The following is an 18,383-nucleotide window of genomic DNA, read 5'->3' on the forward strand; positions in this document are numbered from 1 at the left end:
CCCATGACCAACACGGAAAACAAGCCCGTCCTTTCTATCGAGAATTACTCGCTGGACTACGAGACCGCCAACGGCCCGTATCACGCGCTGAAAAACATCGATCTCACCATCCACCGCGGCGAAATCCTCGGCCTCGTCGGCGAAAGCGGCTCGGGGAAGACCTCGCTCGCATGGTCGATCATGCGCTACCTGCCGAAGAATGCCCGCGAGCCGGGCGGGCGCATCCTGCTCGGCGGCGACAACCTGCTGGATAAATCCGAACGGCAGATGGAGGCCATTCGCGGCCGGCGCATCAGCATGGTGTTTCAGGATCCGAGCACCTCGCTCAACCCGACGCTGTCGCTCGGCACGCAGCTTTCGGAAGTTCTGATCCGCCACCGCGGCCTGACCCGCCAGCAGGCGTGGAAGGAAGGCGAGGAGCGGCTTGCGCATGTGGGGCTGAAGACACCGGCGCAGATGATGCACCGCATGCCGCATGAGGTTTCGGGCGGAGAAAAGCAACGCGTCGTCATCGCGTCGGCCTTCGCCTGCAACCCGGAATGCATCATTTTCGACGAGCCGACCACGGCGCTCGATGTGATCACCTCGCGGCAGATCCTCGACCTGTTCGTCGAACTGCAGGCCGAGACGGGTGTTGCCTCGCTTTATATCTCGCATGACCTGGCGCTGGTTGCCCGCACGGCAAGCCGTGTGGCCGTGATCAAGCGCGGCGATATCGTCGAGCAGGGCACGGTGCGCGATATCTTCACCAACCCGCAGCAGGACTATACGAAGGAACTGATCGCAGCCGTTCCTGATCCGGCGCATCGGCTGGTGAAAGATGAAGTGACGGCAGTCGAAAAGCCGCTGGTGAAGGTCGAGAATGTCAGCGTGCATTTCGGCCGCAGGTCATTCCTCGCTGCACTGACCGGGAAGAAGACCGACCGCGTGACCGGTAACAATGCGATCAGCCTCAGCGTCAATCCGGGCGAGATCCTCGGCATTGTCGGGGAAAGCGGATCGGGAAAATCGACGCTTGCCAAGGCGATGACCGGTCTCAACCGGTTCGAGGGAAAAATCTGGTTCGACGGGCGCGAAATCAGCAATCTCGGCGATATGGACAATGCCTATCGCAAGGATGTGCAGATCATTTTCCAGCACCCGGATGCATCGCTCAACCCGCGCCAGAAGATTTTTGAAATTCTCTCGCGGCCGCTAAAACTGTTCGGTGACGGGAGCGATCTGGAAAAGCAGGTCGGCGACATGCTGGAACAGGTGCGCCTGCCGCGCACTCATGCCAACCGCTATCCGCATCAGCTTTCCGGCGGCGAGAAGCAGCGTGTGGCGATTGCGCGCGCCTTTGCCTCGAAGCCGAAGCTGGTCATCTGTGACGAGATCACCTCGGCGCTCGATGTGTCGGTTCAGGCCTCCGTCGTGGAGCTGCTGCTCGAACTGCAGAAGGCGAGCGGTACAGCCTATCTGTTCATCACCCACGATCTCAATCTGATCCGCCAGATCGCCCACCGGATCGCCGTCATGTATCGCGGCGATCTGATCGAGGTGGTGAAGGCCGACGAGATCGATAGCCCTGATCGGGCCGATTATACCCGCCGGCTGATCGAGGCGGTGCCGCGCGCCGCCGCCCAATTTTAATGACCAATACCAGTGATACTGCATCAAGGAGCATGACAATGGACCCGAAGTCCCTGTTGGACCGGATCGACGAAAAGGCCTGCCTCGATTTCCTGTCGAAAATGGTCCAGCACAAGAGCCATTCGGAGACGGAAGGCGAGAAGGATCTCGCCCGCTGGATGGCAAAAGAGCTTGAGAAGATCGGCGTCGAGGCCGAGCTTCAGGCGTTTGACGAAGGCCGCCGTTTCAACACGATCGGCCGCCTGAAAGGTGAAGGCGGGGGCAAGAGCCTGCTGTTCAACGGCCATCTCGACACCAATCCGGTAACCGAAGGCTGGACGGTTGACCCTTACGCCGGCCTTGTCGACGACAAGTTCATCTATGGCATCGGCGTGTCCAACATGAAGGCCGGCGATGCGGCCTATTTCTGCGCCGTGAAGACCCTGCTCGATGCCGGCGTCAAGCTGAAGGGCGATGTGGTCCTGACCTTCGTCGTCGGCGAATTGCAGGGCGGCGTCGGCACGCTGGCGGCGATCAGGAGCGGCGTGAAGGCCGACTATTTCATCAACAGCGAACCGAGCGATCTCGTTGCCGTCACCATGCATGCGGCGGCACTCAGCTATGTGATCGAACTGACCGGCGACACGCGCCATCTTTCGAAGCGCGAAGAATCCGTCGATGCGATTGCAGCCGCCTGCGATATCATTCCGCGCATCAATGCAATGACCTTCAGCGGCGCCAAGAGCGATGAACATCGCTCGATCAACCGCGGCCATGTCGGTGTCGTGCATGGTGCGCTCGGCCGCGATTTTGCCGAATGGCGTCCGCCGCAGGTGGCCGATTTCGTTCGCCTGCGCGGTTCTCTGCGCTATGCGCCGGGACAGACGCAGGAAAGCGTGCTGGCGGATGTCGAAAAGGAACTGCGTCTGCTCGAGGGCCGCTTCCCCGGCCTCAAGGCGAAGCTCGTTCCCGACATGATCGAAGGCCGTCCGCTGATGCCGCCCTTCGAGGTTTCGCCGGAGAGCCGTATCGTCAAGTCGATCAACGCCGCTTATGAAGCCGTGCGCGGCGAAAAGCAGCCGACCGGTGCGATCACGCCGACGCGCTTCTACGGCACCGACGCCGGCCATCTCTACCACGAGCTTGGGATGGAAGGCATCGTCTGCGGTCCGGGCGGCCGTTACAACACCATGCCGGACGAGCGCGTCGATATTGTCGACTTCCTCGACATGATCCGTGTCTACATGCTGACCATCCTCGACATCTGCGAGGTGGCATAAGATGTTCTCCCGGGCGGAATATGATCGTCGTATCACTCTCGCCCGGGACGCCATGGCGTCTTCTGGCCCCAAGGGGGAAGTCGATCTGCTGCTCGCCGACAGCGGCGAGCTGCTGGCATGGCTGACGGGCTATACCGTTTCCGAAACCATGTATCGCGCGGCGTTTCTGCCGCGCGAGGGTGACGCCTGGTTTACCTTGCGTGCGCTTGACGAGGCGCCGTGCCGGGAAAAGAGCTGGATCACCGATATCGTCGGCTTTGCCGATACTGAGGAAGCACAGGCGGCCGTGGCGACAAGCATCCGCGCCCACGGGTTTGGCAAGGCGCGGATCGGGCTGGACACCAATTCCTACAGCATGAGCGCCGCCACTTTCATGCGGCTGCAGACGCTTTTGCCGGACGCGACTTTCGTGCCGATGCCGGGCTTGAGCGACAGCCTGCGCTGGGTGAAATCGAAAGAAGAAATATCTTTATTGGCGCAGGCTTCCGCAATTGCCGACAAGGCGATGGCGGAGATCGCCCGGCAGGCTCGGCCGGGCATGACGACGCGTGATGCGGCTGCCATCGCGTCAGGTGTCTTCCTGCGCGAAGGGGCCGATACCGGCGAGGTAGGGCCGGTGGTCAAGGCTTCAGGTAGCCATGAATTCCTGCATGGCGTGTTCAAGACCGAGGCGATCGTGGAGGGCGACGTGCTGCATGTCGAACTCATCCCGCGCGTCGGAAACTATGGGGCGCGGATGATGCGACCGATCGTGGTCGGCGCTCCGTCGGCGGAACTTGTCGCGACTGCGGAGAAGCTTGTCGAGCTGCAGGACCTGCAGATCGCCGCGATGAAGCCGGGTGCGATTGCGCGCGATGTCGATGCGATCATGCGACAAGGCGCGCTCGATGCCGGCCTGCGTCCGGTTTACGAGAATGTCACGGCCTATACGCTTGGCCTCTATACCCGCACACCGCGCACCAGCGATTTTTCCGGCGTATTCCTGCCGACATCGGATTGGCCGCTGGAAGAAGGAATGGTGTTCCATCTCTATGCGACGGCGAAAGGCCTCGGGTTCAGCGAGACGGTGGTTGTTGGGAAGAATGGCGGTATTCGTTTGACGAAAAGCCCGCGCGAGATCATGCGCGCGAACTGAGCAATTCCAGCAAAAGTGGGAACCGGTTTTGCGTCCGGAATTGCGTCAAAACAAACAGATAGAGCCGACCGCTCTGCGAGAACGCAAGGAAGGGGCCGTGAGGCCCCCTTCCGCTTCGTCAGACAGAAGCCTTTGCCTGCAGCATCTGCCAGGATTCATAGGCCGAAATCACCGTTTCCATCTGCGCCGTGTGGCCGGTGATGAAATCGTCGCCGTAGATCGTTTCGTCCGGATATTCGGTGATCAAGGTCAGCGGCACGGTGTGGCGGTCGTCGATCGACGACAGGCATGGAAAGCCGTTGATGATGCGGAAGCCCGTTTCGCCGGCATGGGTTTCGTAAAGCGCGATCTGGCGGTTGTTGTAGTCTAGAATGCCGGGGATCGCGCCGAGATGGCGGGTGACGTGGTCGAGCATGGCTTCGGCCTGTTCAGTCCAGCCGGCGTGATGGCGCATCACGAGGAAAAAGCCTTTCGGCAGCGTCCACATGGAAAAATTGCGCGGTACATAACCGGAAAGCGGACGTGTCCATTCATGCGACGGGTAGCCGTGCAGGTTCACATGCAGCTTTGCGCCGCTGATTTCCTGCGCCTTGAAGCGGATCGCCTTCTCGTTCAGATGCTCGCCCGAATTTTCGCGGGTGCGGTATTCGAGGTCGTCACCCAGAGCCGTGTAGCGGGCGGCGTGGTGCATGTGGCGCGGGTTGTCGACTCGCAGGCGCTGGTGCAGGGCGTAGCCATCGGGGTTTTCCAGCGGCGAGATGGTGAAATGCGCGTTGGCGCGTTCTTTCAGCGCGCGGGCGGCGCGGATGGCGCCGACAATGCCGGTGGTCTCGTTCGGATGCTGGCCGCCGCTGATCATCACCGCCGCTTCGCTGCCCTTGATGTAACGGGCGGAAAGCACGCGGCCGGAACGGGAATTGGCGGTGAACTCTTCGCCGCCGATTTCGGTTAGCAGTTTTGCTATCTGTGCGGCCGCCGGTGGTTCGATGGCGCTGTCGATTGCCTGTTCCTTGCCGTCGAGAAAACCTGATGTCAGCGGGCGGGTTTCGACAAGAATGCCGATCTCGCCGGTGCTCTTGACGATTTCCGGCACGATCTGGCCGGGCTTCAGGCCGCGATCACCGAGCGGGCGCCCGGACTTCTTCTGGAAGAATTCAAGCAGCGAGAAATAGAAATCCTCGTGCAGGGCTTCGCGCAGGCTCACCACCTCGTCGCCGACCGGCAGCTCCATGTCTTCGGCCGGATGGGCAACGCGGATGTTCAGCTCTTCGAAATAGGGTTCGGTTGCACCCCAGTCATGACCGGCAATCGCATCGATGGCACCGTGGAACAGTTTTTCGTAATCGGTCTCCAGGCGCTCGCCCGTCACATCGCCTTCGGCACGATACCAGCCGGTCGGAGAGACATTGGTTTCGCCGACGACATCTTCATGCACACGGTTCGGTACGAGCACTTTCAGCGTTTCGTTCTGGCCGTTCCGCGTCAGCGTCACGTCATAAAAGAACTCGCCGTCCTCGCGGGCGATGAATTCGATCTTTGCGTCATCGACAAGCGATGCCAGCGGATAGGCTTCGAGGCGGAAACGATTGGCTGGGGCATTGGCATGCACCGGATAGCGGACTTCGATTGCCGTCACGCCGGTAAGGTCGACCTCTTCGAGGAAGGTGAAAAGGAGAGGCTTGTAGGCGCTGCGGATGCGGGCTGTGATGCCCTTTTCCTTCAACGCCTGCTCGGCGGCACGGCGGCTTTTGGTGTCGTCGAAAGTCCAGGCTTCGAATGACAATCCGGGCTTGGCACCGGTGACCAGAGTTTCAAGAGTGCGTTGAACAGTAGTCTCGAAGATCTTGGTCATGGTGTCATGCCTTGCTGTGTATCGAAGAATTTATCTGGAGGTGCGGCCGGTCGGGTCGAGGCTGTCGCGCAGCCAGTCGCCGAGCAGGTTTAGGCCAAGAACGGTCAACAGGATGGCGAGACCCGGGAAGACGCTGACCCACCATGCGGTCTGCAGGTACGTGCGGCCGTCCGCCAGCATGCCGCCCCAGCTCGGAATGGTCGGATCGACGCCGAGGCCGAGGAAGGTCAGGCTGCTTTCGAGCAGAATGTTGTTGGCGACGTTGAGTGTCATCAGCACGATCACCGGACCGATCAGGTTCGGCAGCAGGTGCTGGAAAATGATGCGCCAGTCTTTGACGCCGATGGCACGGGCCGAAAGGATGAATTCGCGCTCCCGCAGCGTCAGCACCGAGCCGCGCACGAGGCGGGCATATTGCACCCATTGCGACACGATCAGGAGGATGATCGTGTTGGTCAGGCTGCCGCCGACGATGGCGATGAAAGTGATGGCGAGGAGAATGAACGGCATGGCGAGCTGCAGGTCGGCAAAACGCATGACCAGCATGTCCCAGAAGCCACGGTAATAACCGGCGATCAAGCCCATCAACACGCCAAAAATCACGGCGCCGATAACGGAGGTGAAGCCGACGAGAAGCGAAATTTTTCCACCCGCGACAACACGCGCCAGCACGTCACGACCGAGCGGATCGGTGCCGAACGGGAAGGCCGGGTTGGTGAAGGGCTTTGCCAGACGCGCCATCAGGTTGATCTTTTCAGCGCCGCCCGGGAAGAGCAGGTCAGAGAAAAGGACCGCGAGGCAGATGATGACGGTCAGCGAAATGCCGAGGATGAATTCGAGGCTCGCGAAGCGCGACAGGCGGGAGGTTATGGTTGCCATTGTCGTTTACTCCGTGCGGATGCGGGGATCGACGAGGCCATAGGCGATGTCGACCAGAAGGTTGATGCCGACGATCATCAGCGAAAGAACGGTGATGACGGCCTGAAGCACTGGATAATCACGGGCCGCCACCGCGTCGAAGGCAAGCGTGCCGAGACCCGGCCAGTTGAAGACGCGTTCGATGACGACGATGCCGCCGAGCAGGCCGCCGAACTGCAGGCCGAAATAGGTGATCAGCGGAATGGCGCAGTTGCGCAGCGCATGCTTGTAGAGAACCTTGCTCTCGGACAGACCCTTGGCGCGGGCAACCATGATATATTGCGACTGCAGCGTTTCCAGCATGGAGGTGCGCACGAGGCGTACATTGGTCGCGGTCAGGATGACGCCCATGGTGATGGCCGGCATGACATAGCTGGCGAAACCGCCCATGCCGCTGGGCGGAAGCCAGCCGAGCGTGATGGCAAACAGCAGAACCAGCATGGTGGCGAGCCAGAAATTCGGGAAGGACAGGCCGATCAGCGAAAAGATGCGGATCGCCTGGTCGGCAGCCGAACCGCGCGAGGTGGCGGCCTTGATGCCGAGCGGGATCGACAGCGCGATCGACACGAACATCGAGATGAAGGCGAGCAGGATCGTTGCCGGCAGCGCATCACCGATCAGCAGGGAAACGGATGTGCCGCCGTTAAAACTGCGGCCGAAATCGAAGGTCACCATGCCCTTGAGGAAGGTGAGATATTGCACGATGAACGGCTGGTCGGTGCCGAGCGAAGCGCGAATGCGCTGCAGATCGTCTTCCGTCATGCTGCCGCCGCCCTGAAACATCATGAGCGCGGGATCGCCAGTGAGGCGAATGGCGAAAGAGACGACGAGCGTGATGGCGATGACGACGAAAATCGCCTGTAGCAATCGCTTGATGAGGAAACCGGCCAAGTTCTCGTTCCTGTAAGAGAAGTCCAGCCTCGCCCGCGGGGATGCGGGCGAGGTACCGTTTGTTATGAAATGACGTCGATCAGTCGACCGACACTTCGTTGAGCTTCAGGCGGTTGTCCGGAGGAGCGACAAAACCCTTCACCCGCTTGTTGATGCCGAAGATGGCGTTGGTGTTGTAGAGCGGCAGTTCCAGCGCGCGTTCGGCAGCGTAAGCACCGACTTCCTTGAGGATCTTTTCGCGCTCGGCACGGTCGGTCAGCGGACGCTGCTGCTCCAGCAGCTTGTCCATCTTCTCGTCCTTGTCGTAGGGGTTCCACTTTTCGCCCGAATGGTACATCGCGTAAGCGGTGTTATCGAAGTCAAAAGTCCAGCCGCCCCACTTCTGCTGGAACATCGCGCCGGTCTTGCCCTGCGGGATGATGTCATTGGTGATGACGTTGGTTTCGTAAGGCTTGATCGTGGCGGTGAGGCCGACCATCGACAGGTAGCTGGAAATGACCTGCGCGACTTCGTTCATCGTCGCGTCATTGCCGCGGATGTCGATCTGCAGGGCGGTGCCAGCCTTGACGCCGGCTTCAGCCAGCAGCTTCTTTGCGCCTTCCGGATCGTAAGGCAGAGCCTTCAGGTCGGCGTCGTAACCGAAGGAAAGCGCGCTCTGGAAGCTGACGATTTCCGATGCCTGGCCAGCGAGGATCGACTGGACGATCGTGGCGCGGTCAACGGCCATGATGATCGCTTTGCGCACCTTCGGATCGGCCGTGATGCCGTCACGGGTGTTGAAACGCAGGGCGTCGACGGTCGGGCCGGGAACCGAAAGGATTTCCAGCTTGCTGTCGCCTTCGATGACCGGGATCATGCCGATCGGAATGGTCGGCGGGATCACGAGATCAACGCGGCCGGCCTGCAGTTCGGCAACGGCGGTCGCCGGCTCTGCAATGAAGCGGTATTCCAGTTCCGAAAGTTTTGGTGCGCCACCCCAGTAATCGGCATTGGCTTCCAGCTTGATGTTGACCTTCGGCTGGTAGGACACGAACTTGAACGCGCCGGTGCCGACCGGGTTGAGGTTGAAATTGTCCTCACCCTTTTCGGTGATGTACTTTGGCGGAACGATCATGCCGCCGTAACCGGCGAGCTTGGTCAAGAGAACCGGATCCGGAGCCTTGAGCTTGAGGTCGACCGTGTAGTCGTCGATGACGTCGATGCTGTCGATCGAAGTGTAGTTGGAACGCTGCGGGCCCTTGGCACCCTGTTCGCCGAGAAGGCGCTCGAAGGTGAATTTGACGGCTGCGGCGTTGAAGTCTTCGCCATTGTGGAACTTTACGCCCTGACGCAGCTTGAAGCGCAGGCGCTTGCCTTCGTCCAGCTCTTCCCAGCTTTCGGCGAGACCCGGAACGACCTTGAGGTCGGGACCGCGATAGGTGAGGCCGTCAAAGATGTTGGTGGAAACGGCAGCCCACTGAACGAGGAACGTGTCGATCGGATCCCAGCTGCCCGGATCCTGCGGCGTGGAAATGGTCATCTTGCCGGCGGCAAAGGCCGGGGCGGCGGAAAGTGCGGTGCCGGCGAGAGCGAAGGCCACGAAAGCCGACGCCAGTCCCCTCTTGAACGTTGTCATTTACCTGTTCCTCTTCAGATGCTTTGCGATTGTGTCGCGGTTACTGATCCGGGTTTCCTCAAGCGCTTTTGGCGATGAAATGGCCCGGATTGATTTCCTCATGGGAAAGGATGGCCGGCTCGTCGCCAACGCGACGGACGGGGTTGGGAATTTCGCCCTCGATCAGCGCCGTGTTGCGTGGTGCGGTCGGATCGGCAACCGGAACGGCGGAGAGAAGGCGGCGGGTATAGTCATGGCTCGGGTTTTCGAACACCTGCTGGCGCGAACCCATTTCCATGATCTGGCCGAGATAAAGCACGGCGACGCGGTGGCTCATCTTTTCGACAACCGCCATGTCATGGCTGATGAACAGATAGGCGAGACCGCGCTCGGCCTGCAGGTCCATGAACAGGTTGATGATCTGCGCCTGAATGGACACGTCGAGTGCCGACAGGGCCTCGTCGGCGATGATCAGCTTGGGATCGGAGGCAAGCGCGCGGGCAATGCAGACACGCTGGCGCTGGCCGCCGGAGAATTCGTGCGGATAACGCGAGGCGACATTCGACGGCAGGCCGACGCGCTCCAGCAGTTCATCGACGCGGCGTTTGACGGCCTTGCTATCGTTGATCAGGCCATGGGTGTTGATCGGCTCGGCGATGGAGAAGCCGACCGTCTTGCGCGGATCGAGCGAGGCAAACGGGTCCTGAAAAATATACTGCACTTCCTGACGCATGCGAAAACGCTCGGCGGCAGACATGGACGAATAGGTGCGGCCGTTAAAAGCGATCTCGCCGCCCATGGAGGATTGCAGCTGCTGAATGGTGCGGCCGATGGTCGATTTGCCGGAACCGGATTCGCCGACCAGAGCCAGCGTTTCACCCGGATGGATATCGAAGCTGACCTTCTGCACGGCGCTGCAGCGATGCGTTGCCTTGCCAAACAGGTTTTTCTTGATGTCGAAACGGACAAACAGGTCTTTTACGGAGAGAAGCGGCTTTTCGTCGTATTTGGCAGTGTTCTGGACACGCTCTTCACCGACCACGGTCGGTTCGCCATCCTGAAGAACGGTGAGCGGCATGCGCTTGGGAAACTCTTCGCCGGTCATGCTGCCGAGTTTCGGCACGGCGGACAGAAGCGTGCGGGTATAGGGATGCTGCGGGTTGGCAAAGATCTCGTTGACCGGACCTTCCTCGACCTTCTTGCCCTTCCACATGACGACGACATGATCGGCCATTTCGGCGACCACGCCCATATCATGGGTGATGAACACCATGCCCATGCCGAGCGTCTTCTGCAGGTCGCGCATGATGTTCAAAATCTGCGCCTGAATGGTGACGTCGAGCGCGGTGGTCGGCTCGTCGGCGATCAGCAGTTTGGGGCGGCAGGCAAGGGCCATGGCGATCATCACGCGCTGGCGCATGCCGCCGGAAAGCTGGTGCGGAAAACGGTGCAGAAGCTGGCCCGAATCCGGCAGGCGTACCATGTCGAGCAGGCGCTGCGCCTCGGTCATGGCGGCGGCCTTGCCGAGTTTTTCGTGCAACATCAGCACTTCGCAGATCTGGTCGCCGATGGTGAAGACCGGGTTGAGCGAGGTCATCGGCTCCTGGAAGATCATGGCGATCTCCTTGCCGCGGATCGAGCGCATCTCCTTCTGGGATGCCTTCAGCAGGTCGCGGTCGTTGAACAGGATGCGGCCGGTCGCGTATTTCGCGCCCATCATGTCGGCAAGCCGCATGGTGGAAAGCGAAGTGACAGACTTGCCCGAACCGGATTCTCCGACGACGGCCACCGTCTTGCCGGCCTCAACCGTAAACGACAGATCATCGACGACGCGGCTCGAACCGAATTCGACGCTCAGATTTTCGACCGACAGAAGCGGTTTGTTGGTTGCGCTCATGTCCGTGTCTCCGGCTTGGTCTGTTCGGTCGTTGAGTTTTTGTCGCTGGCGATGCGGGCAATGATGGCGCCGGCGGTCTGGGAGGAACCGGCTTCGGCGAGGATGCTGATGGTGCCGGAAACCGGTGCGGTAACCGCTGTCTCCATCTTCATCACGTCCATCATTGCCAGAACTTCACCTTTTTCGACAAGTGCACCATCGGAAACATTCCAGTGAACGAGAAGGCCGGGCACCGGTGCTGCGACGGCACCGGCATCGTTCTCTTCGCTCTTCTTGTCGTTGTTCGAGGCTGCGGAAAGCGGACCGAGCAGGCGCAGGAATGCATCAGGAATGCCGATCTCGACACGCTTGCCGTCGATCTCGACATGGCCGCGCAGAAGGCCGATGCTTGCTGTCGGGGCAGGGCGGTTGGCCGCTTCCAGAGTTTCGGCGAAATCGGTTTCGATCCAGCGCGTGTGGACTCGAAAATCTCTGGCGAAATCGTCATGCGCCATGACTGCGCGGTGGAAGGGCAGCACCGATGGCACGCCTTCGATGGTAAATTCGCTCAACGCACGGCGCGATCGGGCAATCGCCTGTTCGCGGGTTGCGCCCCAGACGATCAGTTTTGCCGACAGGGAATCGAACATCGGCGGAATAGCCGAGCCGGAAACGACGCCGCTATCCAGACGCACGCCGGGGCCGGAGGGAGCGGTGAACGCGGAAATTTCGCCGGCGGAGGGCAGAAAGCCACGGCCGGGGTCTTCCATGTTGATGCGGAACTCGATGGCATGGCCGCGCGGTTCCGGCATGTCCGTCTCACTCAGCGGCAGTCCTTCGGCAATGCGGAACTGTTCGATGACGAGGTCGAGACCGGTCGTCTCTTCCGTCACCGGGTGTTCCACCTGCAGGCGCGTGTTGACCTCGAGGAAGGAGATCACGCCATCGGCACTGAGCAGAAATTCCACCGTGCCGGCACCGGTGTAACCGGCCTCGGCGCAGATATCGCGCGCTGCCGAATGGATCTTTTCGCGCTGTTCATTGGAAAGGAAAGGCGCAGGTGCTTCCTCGACAAGTTTCTGGTTGCGACGCTGAAGTGAGCAATCGCGGGTCCCCACCACCAGAACATTGCCGAGACGGTCCGCCAGCACCTGCGCCTCGATATGCCGCGGGCGGTCGAGAAACTGCTCGACATAACATTCGCCGCGACCAAAGGCGGCCACCGCTTCACGCGTGGCCGATGAAAACAGTTCTTCAACCTCGCCGAGTTCGCGCGCGATCTTCAATCCGCGTCCGCCGCCGCCATGCGCCGCCTTGATGGCAATCGGCAGGCCGAATTTCTTTGCAAAGGCGAGAGCTTCCGCTGGCGAGGAAATGGCGCCGTCGGAACCGGCAACCAGAGGCGCGCCGACCTTTTGGGCAATGGCGCGCGCCTTCAGCTTGTCGCCGAGCGCCTCGATGACCGTCGGTTCGGGGCCGATCCAGATGAGGCCCGCGTCGATGACGGCTTCAGCAAACTCGCTGCGCTCCGAGAGAAAGCCATAACCCGGATGCACGGCATCGGCACCGCAACGTTTTGCGATGGCGATCAGCTTGTCGATATCGAGATAGCTGTCCTTGGCCGTCACACCGTTCAGCGCATAGGCCTCGTCTGCGAGCGTGACGAACAGCGCGTCGGCATCGGCATCGGCATAAACGGCGACCGAGGTCAGTCCGTAATCCTTGCAGGCCCGGATGATCCGCACCGCGATCTCGCCGCGGTTTGCTATCAGAACCTTCTTCATGGGCATTTTCCTGGAATGAAACGGGGCGCGAAGCGGCTTACCGCGTTGAAGCGGATTTTTGCGCCGACGGGTATCTGGCCGGCGAGATCGAGATGATGGCCGGCGACATTGGCGATGACCGGATAACCGCCGGTCAGCGGATGATCGGCAAGGAAAAGCACGGGCTGGCCGCTGGCCGGAACCTGCAGTGCTCCGCGCACGGTCGCCTCACTCGGCAGTTCGCCGTGGTTGGCGCGTTCCAGCGCATCGCCGGACAAGCGGATGCCGACACGGCTGGACTGCGGCGTGACTGACCATTCCTGCGCGAGGAAATTTTTGACGGCGGCGTCGGTGAACCAGTCGGTGCGCGGGCCCATGACCACATCCAGCACGACAGTTTCGGTGGCGCGGGGCATGGCGAAAGCCGGTTCTTCCGATGAAACGAGTGCGTTTGTTGGTGCGGGCAGGATGGCGAGGACATCGCCGGCAACAGGTGCGGCGGGGCCAATCTGTGCCAGCGTATCAGTGGCGGTGCTGCCGAGAACCGGCACGATATCGAAACCGCCACGCAGGGCAAGATAGGAGCGCATGCCTGCTGCAGGCGCGCCGAGCGAAACCACATCGCCATCATCGAGCGCGAACGCGCTGTGATGCGCGGCTGAAATTTTTGTGCCGTTGGCACCGGTAATGGTGATCGGTGCAGTGGCACCTGTCACGGCCATGACGCCTCGTCCGCGCATGCAAAAGCTGAGGCCACCAAGGGCGATCTCAAGCGCCGGCGTGTTGGCCGGATTGCCGACAAGACCATTGGCGGCCTTGAAACTTACACGGTCGGCGGCACCGGAAACGCTGATGCCTTGGTTGGCCTGTCCGGCGCGGCCCAAATCCTGAAAAACGACTGGCAGGCCGACAGCGATGATCTCGATGGCCGATGCAGCATTTTTCGAGGTGGCCGTCACGTGGTTTTCAGCGGCCTTGGTCGACGGCTTGATCTCGTATGCCGCATCTTTTGCCATATCGCGGAATTTGATGCGGCTGCCCGGCTGAAGAAGCGAAGCCGGCGTGCGGTCGATGTCGAACATGGCGAGCGGTGTCGTGCCGATCAACTGCCAGCCGCCGGGGCTGGTTTTCGGGTAGATACCGCTGAACTCGCCGGCAAGGCCGACAGCACCGGCCGGAACCTTCGTACGCGGAGATTTGCGGCGCGGTACGGTCAGGCGCGAGTCGCCGCCCGAGAGATAGGCGAAGCCGGGCGCAAAACCGGTGAAGGCGGCGACATAATCGCTTTCGCCATGGAGGCGGATTACGTCCTCAACGCTCATGCCGAGAATGTCGGCAACTTCGGCCAGATCCTCGCCGTCGTAACGAACCGGAATTTCGATCAATGCGCCGGATGCGGCCTTGCGTTCGCCACCTGCCAGAGCAGTGACTGCACCGATTAATGCATCGTCGGAAATCGTGTAGGGATCGAAAGAGATCAGCAGCGTGCGCGCCGCCGGAATGATTTCGGTGATGCCTTCGACCGGGTTGGTCTTCAGTGCATCGAACAGCGCCAGCGCCTCGCCGAGATCGGCAAGTTCCACGAGAATGCAGTCGCCACGCATCGGCAGGATGCGCATCGACGTGTCTCGGGAAGAGGTGAGGGCGACGGACTGCATGATGGCTCAGGCCGCCTCGGTGAAGGCGCGGATGGCGAGGCCCGACTGTTCAAAAACTTCGCGCAGGCGTTTGGCCATGGCGACGGCGCCTGGGCTGTCGCCATGGACGCAGATCGATTGGGCATCGACCTTGGTCAGCGTGCCGTCGATCGCCTCGATCACGCCTTCCTTGACCATGCGCACCATGCGCTCGGCAATGAGATCGGGATCGTGCAGGACGGAACCTTTTTCACGACGAGATACGAGATTGCCTTCCGGCGTATAGGCGCGGTCGGCAAAGGCTTCGGCAACGACGGTGAGGCCGGCAGCACGGGCCTGTTCGACAAGCTGCGAGCCAGCAAGCGCCATCAGCACCAGCGACGGATCGACGGCCAGAATGGCATCGATGACATCCTTGGCCTGACGGGGATCGACGGCAATCGTGTTGTAGAGCGCACCATGCGGCTTCACATAGGTGACGCGCGTGCCAGCGGCCTTGGCGAGGCCTTGAAGTGCGCCGATCTGGTAAATCACGTCGCCGATCAGTTCTTCGCTGGACGGATCCATGTTGCGGCGGCCGAAGCCGGCAAGGTCGCGGTAACCGACATGGGCGCCTATGGCGACGTTGCGCTCGGCGGCTGCCTTCAATGTCTTGAGAATGCCGGCCGGATCACCTGCGTGAAAACCACAGGCGACATTGGCGCTGCTGACGATATCGAGCATGGCTGAATCATCGCCCATCGTCCACGCGCCAAAACTTTCGCCCAGGTCGCTGTTGATGTCGATGTTCATCATGAACGCTCTTCCCTCGCCTTATTCTGAACAAAAGCTAACAAAGGAGAACAATGCTGTCCATAGTGTTGAACAATTTTTATATATTGCTCTACAAAAGGTCATTTGCCTAACATTTGTGCGTCGCGCGGGTTTTGCACGAATAAGTTCGTCTTTTGCCTTGGGTTTCGCGTCATTTTGCTTGTAGTGGCCAAGCAAGCGCATTACCGAAAACGAAACCTCGTTCGAACCAAAAGGTGTAACGCTTGGCTGTACGTAAACCACAAGGTGATGGAACGGGACATTCAAGCCTTGCCGTTGGCGGCAGCGTGGTCGGATCGCGAACCGCAGAGCCAGTGCAGACACTGGCCGAAACTGTGGCTGAGCGAATTCGCGAAAAAGTCGTCTCTGGCACACTAACGCCGGGAAGCCACCTTTCGGAAATGGCGCTTTGCGAGGAGCTGCAGGTTTCGCGAAACACGCTGCGGGAGGTCTTCCGCATGCTGACCAAAGAAGGCCTGCTGCGATATGAAGCCAATCGCGGCGTCTTCGTTTCCACGCCCGGCATGTCGACGATTATCGATATCTATCGCGTTCGGCGCTTTATCGAATGCCCGGCACTTGCTCAGGCGCATCCGCGTCATCCGGCGGTGCAGCGCATGCGTGCTGCCGTTGAAGGCGCGCGCCGCTGCCGTGAGGTAAAGGATTGGCTAGGTGTCGGTAGCGCCGACATTGCGTTTCACGCGGCGATCGTCGAGCTTGCAGACAGCCCGAGACTGTCGAATTTCTATGCGCATATCTCGCTGGAGTTGCGGCTGGTCTTTGGCCTGCTTCAGGATCCCGAGTTTCTGCATGGCCCCTTCATCGATCAGAATGGTGACATCTTGAGCGAACTTGAGGAGGGGCATTCGGCTGCTGCTGCAGAAAAGCTGGAAGCCTATCTACTGCGAGCAGAGCGCTTCATTCTCGGAGCATATGCCCGCGTGGCGCCCTCCGCCTGAGTGGCCGCTCAAAGCGCGATGCTCTCAACGTCCATATGCCCGAAAAGGGGTATTTCACGGTGGGAAAACAAGGCGCAAGGTGTTCACGTGCTGCCGCGAAGAAGCACATGATAGCCAGTCTTGACGGTCGCAGCAGCACTGCGATCTTCCAGCATGGCGATCATCTGCCCCGCGGCCTGTGCGCCGATCCCATAAGGGTCGACATTGACGGTGGTAATGCCGGGTTCGGCGACCGAGGCGATTTCGTAATCGCCGAAACCGGCAATGGCGATATCGCGCGGCACGGCCAGCCCCATGCGCTGGCATTCCATGATCGCGCCGAAGGCTGGAAGATCGCCCACGCAGATCGCGATATCGGTATCCGGAAACAGGTGAAGCAATTGGCGGATCGCTTCTGCACCATGGGACATGCGCATCGGTGTCGCCTCGACGGACACGGCCCTGCCGCTCATCAGGCCATGCCGTGACAATGCCCGGTTGAAGCCGATATGGCGCTGACGCCCGCGTGCATCGGTGTTTTCGGTGCCGATGATAAAACCGAAGCGCGAATATCCCTGCTCCACCAGCCTGTCGACAAGTGCTTCCATCGCATCCGCATTGGAAAAGCCGACAACAGCATCAATGGGTTTTTCCGGCACGTCCCAGGTCTCGATAACCGGTATGCCGGCATTGGTAAGCATTGCCCTTGCCCTGTCCGTATGTTCGCCGCCTGTCAGGATGATCCCTTCCGGGCGGCGGCGCAGCATGGATTCGATCAGCTCTTCCTCGCGCTTGATCGAATAATTGGTATACCCGAGCAGCAGCTGCATGTTCGTCTGTGCCAGCGCGTCGGTAATGCCGCGTGCGGTATCGGCAAAGTTTGAGTTGTCGATGGATGGCACGATGGTTGCGATGAAGCCGCTGCGGCGTGATGAAAGGCTACCGGCCGATTGGTCGAGTACGTATCCGAGCTGATCGACTGCCGCCAGAATGCGCTCCAGCGTATCTTTGGCGATGTAGGCATTGCCTTTCAGCGCGCGAGACACGGTCATGGCCGAAACGCCGGCAAGCCTCGCGACATCCGCCATGGTTGGCGGACCGCTCGTGGCTTCGGTGGGCCGTTGTTGCTGCTCGGTTGGCATCGTTACTCCTGTCACGGGATGATGCGACAGAAATCGTGCTTGCTCGCCTGCGTCAAGACTATCCCGGCCACGAGTATGGCCGAGACAGGATGTTATTCAGCCTCAGGCACCCGACGCCTTGCCCTTTCGGCCAACCGCTTCCCCGAGCGAAATAATCAGGACGCAAATGGCGATCAGGACGAGGGATGCGGCAGATGCCGCCGGCAGATCGGTGCCGGTTTCGGAAATCTTGCTGTAGAGCACCAGCGGCAGAATATTCACCTGCGTGCCGACCAGCGCCAGCGCTGTGCCATAAGCGCCGATGGCGACGGCCGAGGTCAGGCAGAAGGCGGCGACCAGGCTTGGCGCGATCTGCGGCAGCATCACGTCGATCATGGCGCGGGCCGCACCCGCACCGAGCGAACGGGCCGCAATCAGCTGGTTGCGGTCGAAATTGCCGATTGCCGGCAGCACGATCAGCACCACGCGCGGCACCAGATAATAGGAATAGGCAATCCCCAGTCCGAAGGGCGAGAAGATGAAGCCGCCGACGACGGCGGGATCGAACCCGAGTTCCGCCAGAAGCAGCGTCACGAAGCCGGCGCGGCCGAGGAGCAGGATAAAACCATAGGCGACGATCAGGCCGGAGAATGTCAGCGGCAGCGAGACGGCAATCAGGGCAGCCGTTTTCGCTTTCGGTGCAAGTCGGGCAAGCGTCAGCGCGATGCAGAAGCCGACCACGAGGGAAAACAGCGGTGCGGCCGTGCCGATGATGAGCGTGCCCTTCAGGCCGTTCCAGAAGACGGGATCGTTCACCAGTCGCACGAAAGCCCCGCCATCCGTCAGGGCGCCGGTCATGACCGTGCCGACAGGCAGCAGGAAAAACAGGCCGAGCGTGATGCAGCCCGGCAGGGCAAAGGCGGCAAGGGCTTTTCTTGAAGCGCGAACGCTCAT

General features: G+C 60.7%; 14 protein-coding genes. 4 read left to right on the top strand and 10 right to left on the bottom strand.

Annotated elements, in window-relative coordinates:
* The first annotated feature begins 3 nt into the window (after positions 1–3).
* Genes JNB91_RS15025 through JNB91_RS15035 form a run of 3 tightly spaced genes read left to right on the top strand, consistent with a single transcriptional unit; the run spans position 4 to position 4,026 of the window.
* Entirely contained in the window at positions 4–1,632 is a 1,629-nt protein-coding gene (locus JNB91_RS15025) for a dipeptide ABC transporter ATP-binding protein (protein ID WP_220326325.1), read from the top strand.
* A 38-nt stretch (positions 1,633–1,670) separates the two neighbouring features.
* Positions 1,671–2,891: a M20 family metallopeptidase gene (locus JNB91_RS15030; RefSeq protein ID WP_220326326.1), complete on the top strand. Its 1,221-nt coding sequence runs from the start codon at positions 1,671–1,673 to the stop codon at positions 2,889–2,891.
* A 1-nt stretch (position 2,892) separates the two neighbouring features.
* Positions 2,893–4,026, top strand: a complete 1,134-nt coding sequence (locus JNB91_RS15035; protein WP_220326327.1) for a M24 family metallopeptidase — start codon at positions 2,893–2,895, stop codon at positions 4,024–4,026.
* Positions 4,027–4,144: 118 nt separating this feature from the next.
* Here JNB91_RS15035 and JNB91_RS15040 read toward each other — a convergent pair whose 3' ends face one another.
* The 8 genes from JNB91_RS15040 to JNB91_RS15075 all read right to left on the bottom strand — a co-directional run bounded on the left by JNB91_RS15040 (position 4,145) and on the right by JNB91_RS15075 (position 15,352).
* Entirely contained in the window at positions 4,145–5,878 is a 1,734-nt protein-coding gene (locus JNB91_RS15040; RefSeq protein WP_220326328.1) for a M14 family metallopeptidase, read from the bottom strand.
* 30 nt (positions 5,879–5,908) lie between these two features.
* Positions 5,909–6,757 (bottom strand): ABC transporter permease, encoded by an 849-nt coding sequence (locus JNB91_RS15045; RefSeq protein WP_220326329.1) that lies wholly within the window; start codon positions 6,755–6,757, stop codon positions 5,909–5,911.
* A 6-nt stretch (positions 6,758–6,763) separates the two neighbouring features.
* Positions 6,764–7,687: an ABC transporter permease gene (locus tag JNB91_RS15050; protein ID WP_220326330.1), complete on the bottom strand. Its 924-nt coding sequence runs from the start codon at positions 7,685–7,687 to the stop codon at positions 6,764–6,766.
* Positions 7,688–7,766: 79 nt separating this feature from the next.
* Positions 7,767–9,302 carry an ABC transporter substrate-binding protein gene (locus JNB91_RS15055; RefSeq protein WP_220326331.1) on the bottom strand — a complete coding sequence of 512 codons (1,536 nt, stop codon included), beginning with the start codon at positions 9,300–9,302 and terminating at the stop codon, positions 7,767–7,769.
* A 58-nt stretch (positions 9,303–9,360) separates the two neighbouring features.
* On the bottom strand, positions 9,361–11,178 hold the full coding sequence (locus tag JNB91_RS15060) for an ABC transporter ATP-binding protein (protein ID WP_220326332.1): 1,818 nt from the start codon (positions 11,176–11,178) through the stop codon (positions 9,361–9,363).
* The gene (locus JNB91_RS15065; protein WP_220326333.1) at positions 11,175–12,941 is read right to left on the bottom strand and encodes an acetyl/propionyl/methylcrotonyl-CoA carboxylase subunit alpha; all 1,767 of its coding nucleotides are present in this window, start codon (positions 12,939–12,941) and stop codon (positions 11,175–11,177) included. The genes JNB91_RS15060 and JNB91_RS15065 overlap by 4 nt, the downstream gene beginning before the upstream one ends.
* Positions 12,938–14,539 (bottom strand): 5-oxoprolinase subunit PxpB, encoded by a 1,602-nt coding sequence (pxpB, locus tag JNB91_RS15070; RefSeq protein WP_220326433.1) that lies wholly within the window; start codon positions 14,537–14,539, stop codon positions 12,938–12,940. Before pxpB ends, JNB91_RS15065 begins: the two co-directional genes overlap by 4 nt.
* A 45-nt stretch (positions 14,540–14,584) precedes the next feature.
* Positions 14,585–15,352: a LamB/YcsF family protein gene (locus JNB91_RS15075; RefSeq protein ID WP_220326334.1), complete on the bottom strand. Its 768-nt coding sequence runs from the start codon at positions 15,350–15,352 to the stop codon at positions 14,585–14,587.
* A gap of 305 nt (positions 15,353–15,657) precedes the next feature.
* Here JNB91_RS15075 and JNB91_RS15080 point away from each other — a divergent pair, with 305 nt between their 5' ends.
* Positions 15,658–16,329 carry a GntR family transcriptional regulator gene (locus JNB91_RS15080; RefSeq protein WP_346269348.1) on the top strand — a complete coding sequence of 224 codons (672 nt, stop codon included), beginning with the start codon at positions 15,658–15,660 and terminating at the stop codon, positions 16,327–16,329.
* Between the two features lie 83 nt (positions 16,330–16,412).
* On the opposite strand, the gene JNB91_RS15085 is transcribed toward JNB91_RS15080, so the two are convergent.
* Positions 16,413–17,450 carry a LacI family DNA-binding transcriptional regulator gene (locus tag JNB91_RS15085; protein ID WP_220326336.1) on the bottom strand — a complete coding sequence of 346 codons (1,038 nt, stop codon included), beginning with the start codon at positions 17,448–17,450 and terminating at the stop codon, positions 16,413–16,415.
* A 102-nt stretch (positions 17,451–17,552) separates the two neighbouring features.
* Entirely contained in the window at positions 17,553–18,383 is an 831-nt protein-coding gene (locus JNB91_RS15090; protein WP_220326337.1) for an ABC transporter permease, read from the bottom strand.

The organism is Aliirhizobium wenxiniae, assembly GCF_019511445.1.
Taxonomy (GTDB): Bacteria; Pseudomonadota; Alphaproteobacteria; order Rhizobiales; family Rhizobiaceae; genus Neorhizobium; species Neorhizobium wenxiniae_A.